This is a genomic window from Marinobacterium sp. xm-m-383, assembly GCF_013283255.1.
Lineage (GTDB): Bacteria > Pseudomonadota > Gammaproteobacteria > Pseudomonadales > Balneatricaceae > Marinobacterium_E.
In genome coordinates this window covers 191,287-208,637 of sequence record NZ_WBYT01000002.1, presented here as the reverse complement: position 1 = coordinate 208,637, position 17,351 = coordinate 191,287, and the positions used below count along the sequence as shown (strand labels likewise).

Below are 17,351 nucleotides of genomic sequence, written 5' to 3'. Positions count from 1 at the left end.
AACAACGAACGGAGAGTTCACATGAAAAAGACAATCATCGCTTCAATTACTGCTGTAACACTAACAATCGGTGCACTATCAGGCGCGGTATACGCACATGAAAAAGGGGGTAAAGGTGGCCCAAAAAGCGCTGAAGATCGTGTTGAGAAACTGACTCAGCGTCTGGATCTATCAGCCGACCAACAATCACAGCTTTTAGCTATGTTCACAAAACGTGATGCGGATCGTGAACAGATGCAAGCGACCCTAACGGCAGAGCAGCGTGAAAACATGAAAGCCAATGCGCGTGATGGCATGCGTGACCAGATGCACAAAGATATAAAATCGCTGCTGACAGAAGATCAAATCGCTAAGTTCGAAAACATGCACTCTGGTAAAGACGGCCACGGCAAAGGTGGTAAAGGCGGCAAACACTAAGAGACACCACTGCAGGCTCTGAATGAGTTTTTGAAACCAACAATAGGTTAGAACCTTTTGCAGTGTGGGGAGCTTCGGCTCCCTTTTTAGTTTCTCTTGACCTGACTAGGTCCGCATAGTTAATTAGGCCTAAACTATAAGGAGCTCCTAATGAAATTGTTACGAGTCGGCGCCATAGGGCAAGAGAGACCTGCCATTCTGGATAAAGATCAACAGATTCGAGACCTCTCTTCTGTTGTTCCAGATATCAACGGCGATCTATTATCGAATCAAGCGCTCGAGAGATTAAGAGCGGTAGATCTCGATTCACTTCCCATTATCGATTCATCAGAAAGAGTCGGCCCCTGTATTGGTGAGGTTGGCAAAATAGTCTGTATCGGCTTGAACTACTCAGATCATGCCGCAGAAGCGGGCATGGAGCTTCCCTCAGAACCCGTTCTCTTTATGAAAGCCACCAGCGCGATTTCAGGCCCAAATGACCCTATACAAATTCCACGTGGTGCCGATAAAACAGACTGGGAAGTCGAGCTGGCCATCGTCATTGGCAAAAAAACAAAATACATTTCAGAAGATCAATCGATGGATCATATTGCTGGCTTTTGTCTTGCCAACGACCTATCCGAACGAGCTTTTCAACTTGAGCGTTTAGGCAGCTGGGACAAAGGGAAATCCCATGACAGCTTTGCTCCTATCGGGCCCTACTTAGTGACCAAAGATGAAATCGTTGATCCGCAAAATCTAAGGATGTTTACAGAGATTAACGGTGAGCGTTTCCAAGACGGAAATACCAATACGATGGTGTTTGATGTCAAAACGATCGTCGCCTATTTGAGCCAATTTATGACCTTAGAAGCTGGCGACGTCATTATGACGGGGACTCCCCCTGGTGTCGGTATGGGTCAATCACCCCAAAAGTATCTTATGGCTGGTGATAGGGTGCGAATTGGCATCGAAGGGCTCGGTGAGCAGCACCAGCTCTGCATCGATGCTTAAAACGCGTAACTAATGACCGACTCACCTGAGTTACTAACCGCTAACACGGGGAAGCGCTCAGGGTGAGTTTTGGCCTCATTAAGCTCTGACTCACTGGTGGGTAGTAGATTCGCCTGCAAAAAGTAACCGATCAGCGCTTTACGAATCTCAAACGCTTCAAGCTGCTCCAGGTCAAAATCATCGATGACCAGTCGTTGTTGTGCCGCTGTAAGCGCGTCATTAACGACCAGTCGAACAGAGAGTGATTCATTCCACGCATTGTCGACCGGCAGCTCATCTCCACCCTCTTTAAGAGTCAGAGCACCGCGGAAGCGACTTAACACAAAGTCACGATAAGCTTGTCGCTCCCAACAATAGGCACGTACATGCAATCGATTGCTGGCACTGATGATGGCACAGGGTGTAATCGATCGAAGTGAACCCTCTGGATTCTGCATCGAAACATAGACCGCCTCTATACGGCTTCGATTCTCAATGCCTGCCAAAATAGTGGCTAACGCGCCGGGCGCAGTCGATCGATTCAATACGGGTACAGAGAAGAAGTCGGGGTTCGCCGGAGTCGATAGGCGGGAGATGGTGATCAACGAGTCAGCCGAATCTGGAATCAGCTTAGGCTTAAACCCCTGAGTGGGTTTGTAACTGCGATCAGATGGCGAATAGGAGCGAACATTTTCAGGCGCGAACTCACAGTAGGTATTAATCGCCTCTTGCGCCTCTGGACGAGCAATACCAAAGGCCCCAACCAACATAGGCGCGGTGACTTCACGCTCCCACAACAGCTGACGCTCAATAAACCTTAAGCGCTGCAGCTGCGGCCAAGATGTCTCGTTAATTGTGACTGCCATTTTATCTATTCCATCCCATTTTAGGTAAAGTCTAGCGCATTCAGAATCAAAGTTGGGGATATTCTAATACCCTCTCAGATCTCCTGTTAGCATGGTAATATGGAGTAAAAATTTTAGGAGTCAAAAATGTTAGGTACCGCTCTTTGTAACAGCGCAACACGCGTCATGATGTTGGGTTCTGGTGAACTCGGTAAAGAGGTTGTCATCGAACTTCAGCGCTTGGGTTTAGAGGTGATTGCCGTAGATCGATACGCAAATGCGCCTGCTATGCATGTCGCTCACCGAAGCCACGTCATCAACATGCTGGATGGTGGTGCACTGCGTGCCGTTGTTGAGAGCGAAAAACCGGACTATATCGTGCCCGAGATTGAAGCCTTAGCAACCGAGACACTGCTTGAGCTTGAAAGCGAAGGATTCAAGGTAGTCCCTACCGCACGGGCCGCGCGTCTGACAATGGATCGTGAAGGTATTCGTCGCCTAGCGGCTGAAACACTAGGAGTACCGACTTCAGCTTATCGCTTCGCAGATACTGAGGCTGACTATCAAGAGGCTATCAAAGAGATTGGTATTCCCTGTGTCGTGAAACCGATCATGAGCTCATCCGGCAAAGGGCAGTCGTTGGTTCGTTCTGAAGCGGATGTGGCACCGGCCTGGCAATATGCTCAAGAGGGTGGCCGTGCCGGGAAAGGCCGTGTCATCGTTGAAGGGTTTGTCGATTTTGATTACGAGATCACACTGCTGACGGTCAACGCCGTTGATGGCATCCACTTCTGTGCACCGATTGGCCACCGTCAGGAAGGGGGTGACTACCGTGAATCTTGGCAACCACAAGCGATGTCAGATCTTGCACTACAACGCTCACAAGAGACCGCTCGCAAAGTGGTCGAGAACTTAGCGGGTTTTGGCATTTACGGTGTCGAGCTGTTTATCAAAGGCGATGAGGTCTACTTCAGCGAAGTGTCACCCCGACCACACGATACGGGATTGGTCACACTGATTTCCCAGAATCTCTCTGAATTTGCGCTGCATGCCCGTGCCATTCTCGGCTTCCCTATCGGTAACATTCGCCAGCTTGGTGCTTCTGCATCAGCGGTCATCTTGGGTGATGGACACTCTACAGACATTCAATTTGATGGGGTTAGGGAAGCGCTGAGTGATAACGACACGCAACTGCGTCTATTCGGAAAACCCGAAATCGCTGGAAGTCGCCGCCTAGCTGTGGCGCTTTGTCAGGCTGACAGCGTTGAAGCGGCCATCGAGAAGGCGGTAACCGCTGCCGGCAAAGTTAGTATCAACTACTGATCAGAGACTCAATATGTCACGACACGGCGGCGGCCGGCACTACAAGAGCGACTCCAATAGCAGCAACACTGTTGGCATGAGCGAGGCTTGGTCGGTCATTAAAATGATCTGGCCATACTTATGGGAGTATCGCCGTCGCATGGCGGTCGCGTTTCTGTTGTTGATCTCCGCCAAGCTTGCAGTGGTTGCTATGCCACTGGCTTTGAAGCAGATCGTTGATGGTCTAGATGCCTCTCTGAATCCATTGATTACAGTGCCCATTGCGATGGTCGTAGCCTATGGGATGCTCCGCTTTGGCTCGGTCTTCTTTGCAGAAGCTCGCGATGCGGTGTTTAGCCGAGTCACAGAGAGAGCGATGCGCCGGATGGTGCTCAAAGTCTTTCGCCACCTCCACTCATTAGAACTCGATTTCCATCTCTCTCGGCAGACCGGTGGTATCTCTCGCGACATTGACCGTGGCAGTAATGGCTTCAGCTTTTTGATGAGGATGATGGTCTTTAACATCGTACCAACGCTGATTGAGATCAGCCTCGTTGCTGCCATTTTGCTGTTCAACATCAGTGTCTGGTACGCATTGGTGGTTGTGGTCTGCGTTGGTATCTACATCTACTTCACCATACTCACTACCGAATGGCGCAACCGCTACGTGCGAGAAACCAATCAACTCGACTCTCAAGCCAATACTCGAGCCATTGATAGCCTGCTCAACTATGAGACCGTAAAATACTTTGGCAATGAGGAGTATGAGGCCAGCCAGTACGATAAAAACCTAGCCAGCTGGGAAACGGCTCGTTTAAAAACGCGCATGACGTTGATGATCCTCAACAGCGGTCAGGCATTCATCATCTCGCTAGGGATCATCTTAATGCTCTGGCTGGCCGCAGAGGATGTTGCAAGCGGAGCCATGACCCTGGGTTCGTTAGTCATGATTAATGCCTACATCTTACAGCTATTCATGCCGCTTAATTTCCTTGGCATGGTCTACCGTGAAGTGCGCAAAGCCCTGACAGACATTGAGAATATGTTTGGGTTGTTGAAGAAGCAGCCTAAGATTGTCGACCGCCCCGATGCAACCGACTTGATAACTCAAGGGGGCGCCATTTGCTTTGACTCCGTCAACTTTGCTTACCACCCCGACCGTCAAATTTTGAAAAGTGTCAGCTTCAAAGTAGAAGCGGGTAAAAAGGTCGCCATCGTCGGGCCAAGTGGATCGGGCAAATCGACCTTAGCGCGACTGCTGTTTCGATTTTATGATGTTCAGTCGGGGCAGATCAGCATAGATGGCCAGCCGATCGACCAAGTGACTCAGCACTCATTACGACAAGCGATTGGCGTGGTTCCGCAGGATACCGTCCTGTTTAACGATACGATCTACAACAACGTGGCTTATGGACGCCCAGGTTCAAGCAGAGAAGAGGTTCTCAAAGCGATTGAGCTGGCCAACCTAAACGACTTCATTGCGGCACTCCCTGAGGGGGTGGATACCCTGGTTGGCGAACGTGGCCTAAAAGTCTCTGGCGGTGAAAAACAACGCATTGCGATTGCCCGCGTGATTCTGAAACGCCCACCCATTTTGCTCTTTGATGAAGCGACCTCAGCGTTGGATAGCGACAATGAGCAGGCGATCCTTAACGCCTTTACATCACTCTCGAAAAACCATACGAGTTTGGTGATCGCGCACCGTCTGTCGACGATTATCGATGCCGATAACATCCTAGTGATGCGCAAAGGCGAAGTGGTGGAACAGGGTACTCACACAGAACTCCTTGCCCAACAGGGCGTTTATGCTGGTATGTGGTCTCTACAGCAACAATAGAGAGCAATCGCCTCATCTTCGATAAGGCTCCAATCCAGTGCTGGAGAACTATTGGCGCTCTGTTGGAGCGGTCTTAAAAAGGCCGCGATAAATGCACTCAGGCACCAAAACGAATCTTAAAGCTTTCCATCAAAGATTAATCTGAATCTATGTACTATGCTAAGTAAAACAGTATCAATTTGGAGTGATCAATGAACGGTGAATTCCTTAGTGGCGGCATGATCGTCACCTTAGCTTTTGCAATCTTCTTCCTCGTACTCGCCTGGTCTGCCGTTAAGGTTGTTCCACAGTCACAGGTATTTGTCGTTGAACGTTTTGGTAAGTTCTCCAAAACCCTGAACGCAGGGATCAACTTTATTGTCCCTATGATCGACCAAGTGCGTCACCGCATCTCTATACTTGAACGCCAGCTACCGGCCTTTGAGATCAGCGTCATTACCAAAGATAACGTTGAAGTGATCCTAGAGGCGACCAACTTCTACCGTATTACCGATGCGGCCCGCTCGGTCTACCGTATTCAGAACATCGATCAAGCCATTCAGACGACAGCCGAGTCGATTGTTCGCTCTGCAGCGGGCAAGCTGGACCTTGATGAGCTGCAATCATCACGCGCTCAGATGAACGAAGAGATCCTGACCAATCTGCAAAAAGCAGCTGAAGTCTGGGGAATTGAGATTACTCGTACTGAGATCACCGATGTTCAAGTGGATGAGCAGACCAAAGAGGCGCAACGTCAGCAACTCAATGCAGAACGTCAGCGTCGGGCACAGGTTGCGCAGGCAGAAGGCCAAAAACGCTCTGTGGAGCTGAATGCAGAGGCACAACTCTACGAAGCACAAAAGCAAGCTGAAGCGGTAAGAGTCGCGGCCGATGCAGATGCCTATGCGATAAAAGTGAAAGCCGAAGCGACCGCCGAGCAGACGCGCATGATAGCCGATGCTATTAATAACGGCGGGCAATCGGCGATCAACTTCGATATTCTACAGAAACAGGTTGCAGCACTGTCTGAGGTTGCAGCAGCTGATAACAGCAAAACAGTGATCATGCCGACAGACATCACTAAAGCAATTGGCTCATTAGAGCTATTAGCACAGACCGTTGGCGACGGATTAAAGAGTAAATGATGGATTTTTTTACAAACGGAAACGGCTGGCTGATTCTTGGATTGGGGCTCATCATCATTGAGATGGTGTTGAACCTCGCTTACATCTCTATCAGCTTCGGTATCGGGTCAATCCTAACGGGCCTATTGATTAAGTTGAATCTGATCCCGACCCTATTGGATTCTGGCGTAATCGATGAGCTACTGATCGTCGGTATTATCTCAGTGATCACGCTGATTGCTCTGCGCGCACTGTTCAATAAAAAGAGTGATCAGGATATCAACCAGTACTGATCTATCGCCTCATCCTCGATAAGGCTCCAACCCAGTGTTGGAGCTCTGTCGGCGCACTGTTGGAGCGGTCTTACAAAGGCCGCGAATAAGACTGATCAGAAATCATCTTCTGAGTGCGGTGTAATGTAATAATCGCCATACCCATCCACTGAGACAGAAAAGTGGATGGGGTGGCAACAGACCGTACAATCACAGACAAACATCTCAGCCTCATCGGGCTCGTAGACAATCTCGATCATCTCCCAACAATAGGGACACTGTACATTTTGACTGGGCAGCATGGGCGATCTCAGCTTAAAGAGTTAACTTCTATAAGTGAGCTTTAACCCGTTGGATCACCCAATGACTACTCGGAATCTTTACTGCGCTTTTTCGCAAAGCTGGCAGAGACGTAGTAGATCAGCAGCAGAAAGGCGCCAATACCGTACTGAAGCAGGGACACATCAAAGCGTGGCGGACCGCCGTTAGCAATGGCGTAACCCCCAGCAATTGAGGCCACCATCCAAGCTAATGGTAGCGAGAAGAGCTCTTTTTGCGGCGAGCTCTTTTTCTTAAACAGCAGATTACCAATTAACCATACCAACACCCACACACCAATTAACGAAGAGAGTATTGAGAGGAGTATTGCTGTCATATCGGCTCCTTAATTAAGTTGAGAAGTGACTCGAGCGATCAGTCCGCTCTCTCTTCCGCTTTTTTTACACGAATCATATTACGGCCAACCAGTGTGTGGTTTAGATTTTTAACCGCCGCTTTCGCTTCACCTGGCTTAGGCATTTCAACAAACCCAAAGCCCTTCGATGAGCCCGTTTTCTCGTCCATCACCAAGGTGCAGTACTGAACGCTACCGTAACCTTCAAAGAGCTCTTTAATCTCAGCTTCTGTGGTTGAACGATCCAAATTACGGACTAACAATTTCATAATTAACTCTCTCTATTCAGCAGAAGGTATCAATGTAGAGCTGCTCTACCTTATCGCGAGCCCACTGCTGTTTGCGTAAAAATTTTAGGGATGACTTAACGGATGGATCGATCTGAAAGCAGTTAATATCGATCCGCTCGCCCAACTCATCCCAGCCGTAATGATCCACAAGACGCTCGACAACATCAGCCAACTTAACGCCGTGCAGTGGATTATTCGGTTGATTGTCCATCTTAGTTGACGCGCTCGAACATCAGATCCCAAACACCGTGACCTAGCTTTTCACCCCGTTTTTGGAACTTAGTCACAGGGCGGAAGTCTGGCTGTGGCGAAAACTGACCTTCGCCCATCTGGTTTTGATAGCCCTCTGCCGCACTCATCACTTCCATCATATGCTCTGAGTAGGGCTCCCAGTCAGTCGCCATATGGAAGACACCGCCAATCGCCAGCTTTTGACGAATGGTTTGAGCAAATTCAGGTTGTACAATGCGGCGTTTATTGTGCTTCTTCTTATGCCAAGGGTCTGGGAAGAAGAGCTGCACACCCGCCAAAGAGCCATCCGGTATGCACTGTGCCAGTACCTCGATCGCATCTTCACAATAGACGCGAATATTGTCGACCCCTTCGGCACGTGCATCAGCTAACAAACGACCAACACCGGGAGGATGCACTTCGATTCCAATAAAGCCCTTCTCAGGTGAGCGGCTCGCCATCTCTACCAGCGACGCGCCCATACCAAAACCGATCTCTAGAGTGACGGGGCGATCATCGCCAAACAGAGTTTTAAAGTCGACCATGCCATCTTCAAGTTCTAGCCCATACAGAGGCCAGTTCTCTTTCATTGCACGCTCTTGCCCTTCTGTCATGCGTCCAGCGCGTACGACAAAACTTCTAATCGTACGGTGTGGGCGCTGCTGTTCTGTGTCACTCATTGTTCTATCCGTAAGGTTCGTAACGACCAGGCAAACAGTGCCCAGCCAATAATCATTAATATACCACCGATGGGGGTGATCGCTCCTAACCAACCAGTATCAGTTGCGATTAGCAGATAGAGGCTGCCACTGAAGATCAACGTCCCTGCCAACAGCGAATACCCAGCAAGGCGCCAGCTTTTACTATTGAGTTTAAAACCGGTAATACCGACCACCATCAAACCTAGAGCCTGCCAAAACTGGTAATCCACAGCGGTGCTGAAGGTTTCAAAGCGAGCAGCTGACAGGGTGCTTTTCAGTAAATGGGCACCAAAAGCGCCAAAAATCACCGAAAACATCGCTAAAAGCGCACCAATCATCAAAAAACGTTTCGCGTGCATCATCACCTCATTTGGGCCGCAAGCATACACAAAAAAAGCCGCTAATGCGGCTTTTTCACAACACTTTCATCCGTTAGATAACGACTAAAGCGTTTTTAATTTTCTTCATCGCGTTCTTTTCAAGCTGACGGATACGCTCTGCAGAGACCTCATACTTAGCGGCCAACTCGTGCAGCGTTGCTTTTTCATCAAGCAACCAACGCTGCGCCAAGATATCTCGACTGCGCTCGTCCAACTGGCCCATCGCTGCGGCTAACTGGCGGTTAGAATTATCTTCCCAATCCTGCTCTTCAAGTAGCTCGGCTGGATCGGCAGACTTGTCTTCCAAGAACAGTGCCGGTGCAACAGGCGCACTCTCTTCAGAATCATCAGCAGCAGGCGCATCAAAGGCCATGTCAGTGGCGGCCATGCGACCCTCCATCTGACGCACTACTGCAGCATCAACGCCTAGATCTTCTGCGATCGCTTCAACTTCATCGTTGTTCATCCAACCTAGGCTCTTCTTCTGTGAGCGTAGGTTAAAGAACAGCTTACGCTGAGCTTTGGTCGTCGCAACTTTAACAATACGCCAATTGCGAAGAATGAATTCATGCATTTCGGCTTTGATCCAGTGAACAGCAAAGCTCACCAGACGAACACCGACGGTTGGATCAAAACGTTTAACCGCTTTCATCAAACCAACGTTACCCTCTTGGATCAAATCACCGAGAGGAAGGCCGTAGCCTTTGTAGCTGCGCGCAATGTGCACAACAAAGCGCAGATGTGACATAACCAACTGGCGAGCCGCATCAAGGTCTTGCTCAAAATGCAGACGCTCGGCAAGCTCCCGTTCTTCCTCTGGAGTGAGGATAGGGATAGTGCTGACATTCTGAACGTAAGCGTCAAGATCGCGCCCCGGAGTCAGATGTTCAACTAATTGCAAGCTAGTGCCCATTTCTCTTTAAACCTCAAAAACTTTCGTTTTTTACACTGTTTTAAATCGTTTTAACTGTCTAGTTAGACCCAGTTTTGACAAAAAAGTTCATTAGGAATTACTAATATTTACCAACACTGGACCCAAAAAGATACCAGAGTGACAGATAAACGCAAATCCGGCTAAATCCGATCAATCAGAGCCTTGATTTAACTGCCCCATCTGTCTGGATACAGCAATGAATGCCCCTATCCATCCTAGTATAGTCCCGCCCACTAACAGCGCCATGATTAATGACAAATCAGGTCCCTGAAGATCAAAACGACCAATATAGAGCTCTGTTAACTCAGCCAATGGCGCTTCGACAAGTGCCAGTGAGAAGTAAACCAATACTAGGCTCAACAGTGCACCAAAGAGTCCGTACAGCAGTCCTGCATAGAGGAATGGGCGTCTCACCCAAGCAGCGGTAGCGCCTATCAACAAACTGACCTCAATCTCCTCTTGGCGACTGCTGATCATGGTACGAATGGTGTTAGCGATCACCAGAAGCACGGTCATACCCAATAACAGCGCCAGCACAAAACTGATGCTGGAGAATGAGCCTAAAATCACTTCGAGACGCTCTAACCACTCTACGTCTAACTCGGCGACATCCACCTCTGGCAAGGCTGCCATGCTTTCACGCAGTGCTTTCATGGTCGCAGGATCTTGATCACGCGGCGTCGCGAGCACAACCGCTGGGAGTGGATTCTCATCCAATAGGTTGATCAGCTCACCCAGTTCAGAGTGGCTTTTAAACTCGCTGGCACCTACATCGCTACTGATCAATTCAACCGAAAGTAGATCATCACGCAGCAGGAGTGAACGGCTGAATCGATCTAACTCGTCGGCTTTGAGTTCTGGGCTTAAATAGAGTGCAAGCTGAGGCTCAAAGTCAGTACCCGGTGTCAGCTGTTTCAAATTACCCAACAGCGAATACATAAAGGTTGGCACAGCGAGTACAACCGCCAATAGCAGCAGTGTCACCAGCGTCGACAGTCGATTATGTAGAAGACGCTTAACGGCATCGGCACTCTCTAGACGGTGCTGTACCGCCCAGTGTTTAACGCGTTGCCAACGGCTGACGCTGATATCAGAGGCGCCGCGTGATCGAGTCTCACTACTGGACATGACGCAGTCGCCCCTTATCTAAAATCAGCACTCTATGACGCATTCGCTTGATCAACGCCACATCATGGGTCGCGATCAAGACGGTCGTTCCAATGCGGTTGAACTGCTCGAATAGACTCATGATGTCGAGAGAGAGTCTAGGGTCGAGGTTACCGGTCGGCTCGTCGGCAATCAGCACCCTAGGCTTATGAACAATGGCACGCGCAATACCGATACGCTGCTGCTCGCCACTCGATAACGCCTGTGGGAGCTTCTGCTCTGACTCCAACAGTCCTACTCGATCGAGTGCCGCGCGTACGCGACGACCAATATCCTCTTCGTTATAGCCTGCGATACGCAGTGGAAGTGCAATGTTCTGGTAAACAGTGCGATCTTCTAACAGACGATGATTCTGGTAGACCACACCCAGGGTTCGGCGATATTGCGGAATCTCGCTGCGAGACAATTCAGATAGATTTTGATCACCGACCCACACATCACCACGGCTAGGTTGCTCAACGCGCGTCAGCAGTTTTAACAGGGTACTCTTCCCTGCTCCCGAGTGGCCTGTCAAAAAGGCCATCTCGCCCGACTTCAATGTAAAGTCGACAGACCTTAGGGCCTCTTGACCAGAGTCATAGCGCTTACTGACGTTAGTGAATTGAATAGCCGCCATAGGAGTTAGTCGAACAACGCCTCAACAAAAGCTTTCGCTTCAAAAGGACGTAGGTCATCAGCTTGCTCACCGACACCGATGAATCGAATAGGCAGACCAAACTGTTTGGCGATGGCAAAGATAATACCGCCCTTCGCTGTGCCATCGAGTTTCGTTAGGGTAATGCCCGTCACGCCCACCGCCTCTTTGAACTCTTTAGCCTGGCTGATGGCGTTCTGACCCGTACCCGCGTCGAGTACCAACATCACTTCATGTGGCGCCGAAGGATCTAACTTCTGCATCACACGAACAACCTTCTGTAACTCTTGCATCAGGTTATCTTTGTTCTGCAAACGACCCGCTGTATCTGCAATCAATACATCAACGTTTTTCGCTTTAGCTGACTCAAGCGCATCAAATAGAACAGAGGCTGAGTCTGCACCGGTATGTTGAGCAACCACTGGGACGTTATTTCGCTCACCCCAAACCTGAAGCTGTTCAACCGCCGCGGCACGGAAGGTATCACCCGCCGCTAACATCACCGACTTACCTTCACCCTGATACTTCTTGGCCAGTTTACCGATGGTCGTTGTTTTACCGACACCGTTAACACCCACCATCAGAATCACCATTGGGGATTTGTCACTCTGTAATTCAAGCGGTTGATCAACGGGTTCTAATAGCTCGGCCAGCTCCTGTTTCAGAGCCGCCTGCAGAGCGTCGCCATCCGAGAGCTGTTTACGCTCTACACGATCGGTTAAACGTTCGATAATCTCTGTCGTTGCCTCAACGCCAATATCGGCCATCAGCAACAAGGTCTCGATCTCTTCCATAAGATCTTCATCGATCTCAGGGTTACCGGCGAAGAGGGTTGTAATCTGCTCAGTCAGGCCGGCTTTCGTGCGACTTAGACCGGATTTAACACGATCGAAGAAGCTTTTTGTTGGCTCTGGCTCTGGCTCTGGCTCTGGCTCTGGCTCTGGCTCTGGCTCTGGCTCTGGCTCTGCAGGAGTCTGTTCAACCTCCACTTCGGTCTCAACAGCTTCTGGCTCAACCGTCTCTTCTGCAGCTGCTGGCTCAACTACCTCTTCGACTGCGTCTTCAGCAACAGGCGGCTCTTCAACGGGCGCTTCGTCAACCGATGGTGTTTCAACTGGGGCCTCTGTAACGCTCTCTTCAACGCTTTTTTCTGAAGCAGAATCCTGAATAGCCTCAGTTTTATCCCCTTTCAGATAACGCATCATCACAATCAAAATGACGACGGCAAAAGCGGCCGCAACGTAAGGGATAATGGCTGGATCATAGCCGTTATCAAGCATCCAGTTGTAGAGAGATTCCATAGTCTAAACAGTCCTAATCAGAGGGAACTAAACAGTCAAAATATAAGTCCAGAATTCTACCACATCAGACGCTGTGAAAGCCTATCTATTAGCCTAAGCTGAGGTTAAAATTTCTGTTTACCTAAAACTGCTTTGGCAGAGACCTTTTTCAATGAGCCCTAGACGCAACAGAAACAGCAAACCCGCCCCTCATAATCGAGCAAATGACTCGTTCGTTCGCATCATCGGCGGAGATTGGCGCTCACGAAAACTGACCTTTCCAGAGAGTGAAGGACTTCGCCCAACACCGGATCGGGTTCGAGAAACGCTATTCAACTGGTTACAAGCTTACACACCAGCAGCCAAATGCCTGGATCTGTTTAGCGGCAGCGGTGCGCTGGCGTTTGAAGCGCTGTCGCGCGGTGCAGCTCACGCCACACTGATTGATGCATCGCGCTTGGTCTGCAATTCACTTAAACACAATCTGCAAGAGCTGAAGGCACAAAACGCTGAAGTGCTCGAAACAGACGCTACTCAATGGCTCCTGCAGCAAGCGAGCCGTGAATTTCGATACGACCTGGTCTTCTTAGACCCCCCCTTCAACAAAGACTTAGTTTCAGGCATCTGTCAGCTACTTGAGGAAAATCAAGTTCTTGCAGATGGATCGATGATATATATAGAGACTGAGAGATCGCTAAGTACCCTATTAGTTCCAGATAACTGGCAACTGTATCGCGACAAACAGGCAGGTGACGTCAGCTACCGCTTGTATAAAAGAAATTAATTTTAGTTATAGATAAATAATTTAATATATCTATTAATTATTAAAAGTTTCTCCTATAATTTGTCGCCTTGACGCAATTCCGTTACCATCCGCGGGAATATTACCGCTATTAGGAGTAGCTGGGATGAAAAGGGTAGCTTACCCAGGAACGTTTGATCCTATTACGAACGGCCATGTAGATTTGGTGGAGAGAGCCTCCAAACTGTTTGGTCAGATTGTAGTAGCTGTGGCAGAGAGCCCAAAAAAACGTCCCCTGCTGGATTTGGATGTTCGAGTAGAACTTGCACGCGAATCCTTGGCACACCTCGACAACGTAGAAGTGGTTGGCTTTAACAGCCTACTGATCGATCTTTTGAAAGATCATCAATGCGACGTCATTTTACGAGGTTTGCGAGCGGTTTCAGATTTTGAATATGAGTTTCAGCTTGCCAATATGAACCGAAAGTTGGCTCCACAAGCTGAGAGCCTGTTTTTAACACCGGCTGAACACTTGTCGTACATCTCATCGACGCTGATTCGCGAAATCGCGTCATTAGGTGGAGACGTGACAGAGTTTGTTCATCCGGCTGTCGATGCGGCATTGAAACGACATTTTTCTAACTAGTTTAGATTTGAGCCTAGAGTGAGGTAGACACGATGGCACTAATGATTACCGACGAATGCATCAACTGTGATGTGTGTGAACCAGAATGTCCTAACGAGGCGATCAGCCCAGGGGATGAGATCTACGAGATCGAGCCAAGTAAATGTACTGAGTGTGTAGGCCACTACGACACGCCACAGTGTGTTGAGGTTTGTCCGGTTGACTGTATTCCAAAAGATCCTGATCACGTTGAAACTGAAGAGCAACTGATGATCAAGTACGAGAAGCTGGTTGGCTAATCGAACTCAAAGACAAAAAAACGCGACCTTGGGTCGCGTTTTTTTGTGCCTGATTAACCTAAAACTCCGGCGCCAGCTCGTTCATCTGAAACTCTTGATCAAGACGCTGGCCAACCACATTGGGCTCCACCAAGTGGTAGGCGTAGTTCATGTGCAGACAACGAACTTTGTCCCAGTTAGCAATACCGCCAATGCCTACCTCGTTGAACATCTTAGTGAACCCAAGAGTTTCGATTCGCTGTCTGTCCTCCGGACGCATCAGTTCCCAGCGGCGCTCCATGTAGTGTTTCTGCTGCGCCATGTAGGTATCACGAAGCTCTGCATCCTCTTGCAGCTCCTCCTCAAAACGCTTAATCCAGCCCGTCATCTCGACACGACTGATCTCAACACTTAAATCCTTACTGCTCAGCCAATAGAGGGTTGGGAAAGGCTTATCATCGATCAGGCTTCGCATCTGTAACACCAATGGCACACCACTAGGGGTTTGTGCCGCTATCGCCTCGATACCGCGAGGCTCGCGACCGATCTGCTGGCGTACTATTTGAAGCTGTCTCTCTGTTGGTTGCATCTTAAACCTGTGCGTATTGATCAGCATTGAGGATCCATCGATCACACAGCTGACGGGTTAATTCTGTTGATGTCTCTATGCGCTCTGCTGTCTGCTGGACACTGTCGAGCATGTCAGCGTCACGTTGCAGATCGGCGATTCTGAAACTCATCATGCCTGTCTGGCGGGTGCCTAACACCTCACCCGGGCCTCGCAACTCAAGATCACGCTCTGCAATACGGAAACCGTCACTGGTCTCACGCATGATTGCCAAACGGTCGCGACCCTGCTGCGAAAGAGGCGCATGATACATCAAAACACAAAAACTCTCTCGCGACCCTCGACCTACACGGCCGCGTAACTGATGCAACTGTGATAATCCCAGTCGTTCGGGGTTCTCGATGATCATTAAACTCGAATTCGGAACGTCTACGCCGACCTCAATCACCGTCGTAGCCACCAAAAGATCCAACTCATGCGCTTTGAATTGCGCCATCACATCCGCTTTTTCGGCCGGTTTCAGACGACCATGCACCAGACCAATTCTAAGATCGGGCAGAGCCTCGCGCAGCTCTTCGGCAGTCGTTTCGGCTGCCTGACACTGCAGCGCTTCGGACTCCTCTACCAGCGTACAGACCCAATAAGCCTGCAGGCCCTGTTTGCAGTTCTGTTCAACGCGCTCAACCACTCGATCGCGACGACTGTCATCAATCACGACCGTTTGCACTGGCGTTCGGCCCGGTGGTAGCTCATCGATGATGGAGCAGTCCAGGTCAGCGTAAGCACTCATTGCTAGTGTACGAGGGATGGGGGTAGCGGTCATTATGAGCTGATGAGGTATTTTACCGTCATTTCGCCCCTTTTCACGCAAACTTAGCCTCTGATCGACGCCAAATCGATGCTGCTCATCAATCACAACCATCGCCAGATCATGGAAGGCGACCTCATTTTGAAACAGGGCGTGGGTTCCGACAACCACCTGAGCCTCACCACCACTGATCTCAGCTAATGCCGCTTCCCGTGCTTTACCTTTTACCTTACCCGCCAACCACGAGACCTTTATCCCAAGCGGCTCCAGCCAACTTTTAAAGTTGATTAGATGCTGTTCGGCCAGAATTTCTGTCGGAGCCATAACCGCCGCTTGTTTGCCGTTTTCAACCGCTTGTAACGCGGCCAATACAGCAATCATGGTCTTACCTGAGCCCACATCACCCTGCACCAACCGCAACATCGGCAAAGGGCGCCCCATATCACGGGCCACCTCTCGTGCCACACGAAGCTGAGCCTCTGTAAGTGAAAAAGGCAGCCGATCTAGAAACGGCAGCGTGAGTCGACCCGTCGATTTCAGCGCTGGCGCACCTTGCGTCTGCATCTGATGACGTACCACGCGAAGCGATAGGTTATGTGCCAATAACTCTTCGAAAGCTAAGCGTCTCTGCGCTGGATGCTGCCCTTCAAGTAGCGACTCCAAATCCACACCAACAGGAGGCTGGTGAAGAAAGCGCACGGCATCGATTAGTGAGGGGTAATGGTTGCGCGCTAGCTCAGAGTCCGGCAGCAACTCATCTAAGGGTTCAGAACCCAAAGCGGAGAGTGCCTGCCCTACCAGGCTTCTAAGGCGCGGTTGAGTCAAACCTTCAGTCAATGGATAGATTGGGGTCAGCGTCTCTTCCAACTGATCAAAGCCATCGCCCTTCATCAGCTTGTACTCGGGATGAATCAGTTCTAAACCATTTGCACCAGGGCGCACCTCGCCAAAACAGCGAATATCCGCATTGATCAAGCCGCTCTTTTGCGCAGCGCTGAAGTGGAAAAAACGCAGAGTTAGGGTACCCGTGCCATCCTGAATACGGCAGACCAGGCTTCGGCGGCGCCCCATCACGATGTCACACGCGATTACACGCGCCTCAACCACCACCTCATCACCGGGGCGCATCGCTCCTATCGCAGTGATGCGCGTTCGATCTTGGTAGCGCAACGGCAAGTGAAACAGCAGATCCTGAAAGTTATGAATACCTAGCTTGCCAAGTTTGGACGCTAGCGCAGCGCCAACACCCTTTAGCTCAGTGACCTTTCGATGGGCTACCTGAGAAGACACGG

The 17,351-nt window shown here is 49.9% G+C and carries 22 protein-coding genes; 9 read left to right on the top strand and 13 right to left on the bottom strand.

Going from position 1 to position 17,351, the window contains the following annotated elements:
- Window positions 1-21 precede the first annotated feature (21 nt).
- Window positions 22-417 carry a hypothetical protein gene (locus XMM383_RS04660; protein WP_173481900.1) on the top strand — a complete coding sequence of 132 codons (396 nt, stop codon included), beginning with the start codon at window positions 22-24 and terminating at the stop codon, window positions 415-417.
- A 150-nt stretch (window positions 418-567) separates the two neighbouring features.
- Entirely contained in the window at window positions 568-1,410 is an 843-nt protein-coding gene (locus tag XMM383_RS04655) for a fumarylacetoacetate hydrolase family protein (protein WP_173482617.1), read from the top strand.
- Here XMM383_RS04655 and XMM383_RS04650 read toward each other — a convergent pair.
- A complete protein-coding gene (locus XMM383_RS04650) occupies window positions 1,407-2,255 on the bottom strand; it encodes a WYL domain-containing protein (RefSeq protein WP_173481899.1) in 849 nt (282 codons plus the stop codon). The two genes, XMM383_RS04655 and XMM383_RS04650, sit on opposite strands and share 4 nt — an antisense overlap.
- Before the next feature lie 126 nt (window positions 2,256-2,381).
- Here XMM383_RS04650 and purT point away from each other — a divergent pair, with 126 nt between their 5' ends.
- The 4 genes from purT to XMM383_RS04630 all read left to right on the top strand — a co-directional run bounded on the left by purT (window position 2,382) and on the right by XMM383_RS04630 (window position 6,769).
- On the top strand, window positions 2,382-3,557 hold the full coding sequence (purT, locus tag XMM383_RS04645; RefSeq protein WP_173494614.1) for a formate-dependent phosphoribosylglycinamide formyltransferase: 1,176 nt from the start codon (window positions 2,382-2,384) through the stop codon (window positions 3,555-3,557).
- A gap of 13 nt (window positions 3,558-3,570) precedes the next feature.
- The gene (locus tag XMM383_RS04640) at window positions 3,571-5,373 is read left to right on the top strand and encodes an ABC transporter ATP-binding protein/permease (RefSeq protein ID WP_254443077.1); all 1,803 of its coding nucleotides are present in this window, start codon (window positions 3,571-3,573) and stop codon (window positions 5,371-5,373) included.
- Between the two features lie 191 nt (window positions 5,374-5,564).
- Window positions 5,565-6,497 carry an SPFH domain-containing protein gene (locus XMM383_RS04635; RefSeq protein ID WP_173481897.1) on the top strand — a complete coding sequence of 311 codons (933 nt, stop codon included), beginning with the start codon at window positions 5,565-5,567 and terminating at the stop codon, window positions 6,495-6,497.
- Window positions 6,497-6,769 carry a hypothetical protein gene (locus tag XMM383_RS04630; protein ID WP_173481896.1) on the top strand — a complete coding sequence of 91 codons (273 nt, stop codon included), beginning with the start codon at window positions 6,497-6,499 and terminating at the stop codon, window positions 6,767-6,769. Before XMM383_RS04635 ends, XMM383_RS04630 begins: the two co-directional genes overlap by 1 nt.
- A 95-nt stretch (window positions 6,770-6,864) precedes the next feature.
- Here XMM383_RS04630 and XMM383_RS11775 read toward each other — a convergent pair whose 3' ends face one another.
- From XMM383_RS11775 to ftsY, 10 genes are all read right to left on the bottom strand, one after another.
- On the bottom strand, window positions 6,865-7,050 hold the full coding sequence (locus XMM383_RS11775; RefSeq protein WP_173481895.1) for a CPXCG motif-containing cysteine-rich protein: 186 nt from the start codon (window positions 7,048-7,050) through the stop codon (window positions 6,865-6,867).
- A 65-nt stretch (window positions 7,051-7,115) separates the two neighbouring features.
- Window positions 7,116-7,403, bottom strand: coding sequence for a hypothetical protein (locus XMM383_RS04620; RefSeq protein WP_173481894.1), 288 nt, complete (start codon window positions 7,401-7,403; stop codon window positions 7,116-7,118).
- Window positions 7,404-7,441: 38 nt separating this feature from the next.
- Complete coding sequence (locus tag XMM383_RS04615; RefSeq protein ID WP_173481893.1) at window positions 7,442-7,690, bottom strand: RNA-binding protein; 249 nt, start codon at window positions 7,688-7,690, stop codon at window positions 7,442-7,444.
- Window positions 7,691-7,706: 16 nt separating this feature from the next.
- A complete protein-coding gene (locus XMM383_RS04610) occupies window positions 7,707-7,922 on the bottom strand; it encodes a VF530 family DNA-binding protein (protein WP_173481892.1) in 216 nt (71 codons plus the stop codon).
- Window position 7,923: 1 nt separating this feature from the next.
- Entirely contained in the window at window positions 7,924-8,622 is a 699-nt protein-coding gene (gene trmB, locus XMM383_RS04605; RefSeq protein WP_173481891.1) for a tRNA (guanosine(46)-N7)-methyltransferase TrmB, read from the bottom strand.
- Window positions 8,619-9,002 carry a DUF423 domain-containing protein gene (locus XMM383_RS04600; RefSeq protein WP_173482620.1) on the bottom strand — a complete coding sequence of 128 codons (384 nt, stop codon included), beginning with the start codon at window positions 9,000-9,002 and terminating at the stop codon, window positions 8,619-8,621. The genes trmB and XMM383_RS04600 overlap by 4 nt, the downstream gene beginning before the upstream one ends.
- Window positions 9,003-9,075: 73 nt before the next feature.
- Window positions 9,076-9,936: an RNA polymerase sigma factor RpoH gene (gene rpoH, locus XMM383_RS04595; RefSeq protein ID WP_173482621.1), complete on the bottom strand. Its 861-nt coding sequence runs from the start codon at window positions 9,934-9,936 to the stop codon at window positions 9,076-9,078.
- Window positions 9,937-10,107: 171 nt separating this feature from the next.
- A complete protein-coding gene (gene ftsX, locus XMM383_RS04590) occupies window positions 10,108-11,085 on the bottom strand; it encodes a permease-like cell division protein FtsX (RefSeq protein WP_173481888.1) in 978 nt (325 codons plus the stop codon).
- A complete protein-coding gene (ftsE, locus tag XMM383_RS04585; RefSeq protein WP_173484164.1) occupies window positions 11,075-11,740 on the bottom strand; it encodes a cell division ATP-binding protein FtsE in 666 nt (221 codons plus the stop codon). Before ftsE ends, ftsX begins: the two co-directional genes overlap by 11 nt.
- Before the next feature lie 5 nt (window positions 11,741-11,745).
- A complete protein-coding gene (gene ftsY, locus XMM383_RS04580; protein WP_371744228.1) occupies window positions 11,746-12,963 on the bottom strand; it encodes a signal recognition particle-docking protein FtsY in 1,218 nt (405 codons plus the stop codon).
- A gap of 247 nt (window positions 12,964-13,210) precedes the next feature.
- On the opposite strand from ftsY, the gene rsmD reads away from it, so the two are divergent.
- The 3 genes from rsmD (at window position 13,211) to XMM383_RS04565 (ending at window position 14,704) form a co-directional block, all read left to right on the top strand.
- Window positions 13,211-13,822 (top strand): 16S rRNA (guanine(966)-N(2))-methyltransferase RsmD, encoded by a 612-nt coding sequence (gene rsmD / locus XMM383_RS04575; protein ID WP_173494613.1) that lies wholly within the window; start codon window positions 13,211-13,213, stop codon window positions 13,820-13,822.
- 124 nt (window positions 13,823-13,946) lie between these two features.
- Window positions 13,947-14,426 carry a pantetheine-phosphate adenylyltransferase gene (gene coaD / locus XMM383_RS04570; protein ID WP_173481885.1) on the top strand — a complete coding sequence of 160 codons (480 nt, stop codon included), beginning with the start codon at window positions 13,947-13,949 and terminating at the stop codon, window positions 14,424-14,426.
- Between the two features lie 32 nt (window positions 14,427-14,458).
- Window positions 14,459-14,704, top strand: coding sequence for a YfhL family 4Fe-4S dicluster ferredoxin (locus tag XMM383_RS04565; RefSeq protein ID WP_173481884.1), 246 nt, complete (start codon window positions 14,459-14,461; stop codon window positions 14,702-14,704).
- A 58-nt stretch (window positions 14,705-14,762) separates the two neighbouring features.
- On the opposite strand, the gene XMM383_RS04560 is transcribed toward XMM383_RS04565, so the two are convergent.
- On the bottom strand, window positions 14,763-15,299 hold the full coding sequence (locus XMM383_RS04560) for a DUF501 domain-containing protein (RefSeq protein WP_254442848.1): 537 nt from the start codon (window positions 15,297-15,299) through the stop codon (window positions 14,763-14,765).
- A complete protein-coding gene (gene recG, locus XMM383_RS04555; protein WP_173494612.1) occupies window positions 15,274-17,349 on the bottom strand; it encodes an ATP-dependent DNA helicase RecG in 2,076 nt (691 codons plus the stop codon). Before recG ends, XMM383_RS04560 begins: the two co-directional genes overlap by 26 nt.
- Window positions 17,350-17,351: the final 2 nt, after the last annotated feature.

Excerpts from the sequence above, each read along its gene's own strand:
- rsmD (WP_173494613.1), top strand. The coding sequence starts at position 13,211 with ATGAGCCCTAGACGCAACAGAAACAGCAAACCCGCCCCTCATAATCGA.
- XMM383_RS04615 (WP_173481893.1), bottom strand. The coding sequence starts at position 7,690 with ATGAAATTGTTAGTCCGTAATTTGGATCGTTCAACCACAGAAGCTGAG.
- ftsY (WP_371744228.1), bottom strand. The coding sequence starts at position 12,963 with ATGATGCGTTATCTGAAAGGGGATAAAACTGAGGCTATTCAGGATTCT.
- XMM383_RS04660 (WP_173481900.1), top strand. The coding sequence starts at position 22 with ATGAAAAAGACAATCATCGCTTCAATTACTGCTGTAACACTAACAATC.
- XMM383_RS04610 (WP_173481892.1), bottom strand. The coding sequence starts at position 7,922 with ATGGACAATCAACCGAATAATCCACTGCACGGCGTTAAGTTGGCTGAT.
- purT (WP_173494614.1), top strand. The coding sequence starts at position 2,382 with ATGTTAGGTACCGCTCTTTGTAACAGCGCAACACGCGTCATGATGTTG.
- XMM383_RS04600 (WP_173482620.1), bottom strand. The coding sequence starts at position 9,002 with ATGCACGCGAAACGTTTTTTGATGATTGGTGCGCTTTTAGCGATGTTT.
- XMM383_RS04620 (WP_173481894.1), bottom strand. The coding sequence starts at position 7,403 with ATGACAGCAATACTCCTCTCAATACTCTCTTCGTTAATTGGTGTGTGG.
- XMM383_RS04565 (WP_173481884.1), top strand. The coding sequence starts at position 14,459 with ATGGCACTAATGATTACCGACGAATGCATCAACTGTGATGTGTGTGAA.
- XMM383_RS04655 (WP_173482617.1), top strand. The coding sequence starts at position 568 with ATGAAATTGTTACGAGTCGGCGCCATAGGGCAAGAGAGACCTGCCATT.
- XMM383_RS04640 (WP_254443077.1), top strand. The coding sequence starts at position 3,571 with ATGTCACGACACGGCGGCGGCCGGCACTACAAGAGCGACTCCAATAGC.
- coaD (WP_173481885.1), top strand. The coding sequence starts at position 13,947 with ATGAAAAGGGTAGCTTACCCAGGAACGTTTGATCCTATTACGAACGGC.
- XMM383_RS11775 (WP_173481895.1), bottom strand. The coding sequence starts at position 7,050 with ATGCTGCCCAGTCAAAATGTACAGTGTCCCTATTGTTGGGAGATGATC.
- ftsX (WP_173481888.1), bottom strand. The coding sequence starts at position 11,085 with ATGTCCAGTAGTGAGACTCGATCACGCGGCGCCTCTGATATCAGCGTC.
- ftsE (WP_173484164.1), bottom strand. The coding sequence starts at position 11,740 with ATGGCGGCTATTCAATTCACTAACGTCAGTAAGCGCTATGACTCTGGT.
- XMM383_RS04630 (WP_173481896.1), top strand. The coding sequence starts at position 6,497 with ATGGATTTTTTTACAAACGGAAACGGCTGGCTGATTCTTGGATTGGGG.
- XMM383_RS04635 (WP_173481897.1), top strand. The coding sequence starts at position 5,565 with ATGAACGGTGAATTCCTTAGTGGCGGCATGATCGTCACCTTAGCTTTT.
- XMM383_RS04650 (WP_173481899.1), bottom strand. The coding sequence starts at position 2,255 with ATGGCAGTCACAATTAACGAGACATCTTGGCCGCAGCTGCAGCGCTTA.
- XMM383_RS04560 (WP_254442848.1), bottom strand. The coding sequence starts at position 15,299 with ATGCTGATCAATACGCACAGGTTTAAGATGCAACCAACAGAGAGACAG.
- trmB (WP_173481891.1), bottom strand. The coding sequence starts at position 8,622 with ATGAGTGACACAGAACAGCAGCGCCCACACCGTACGATTAGAAGTTTT.
- rpoH (WP_173482621.1), bottom strand. The coding sequence starts at position 9,936 with ATGGGCACTAGCTTGCAATTAGTTGAACATCTGACTCCGGGGCGCGAT.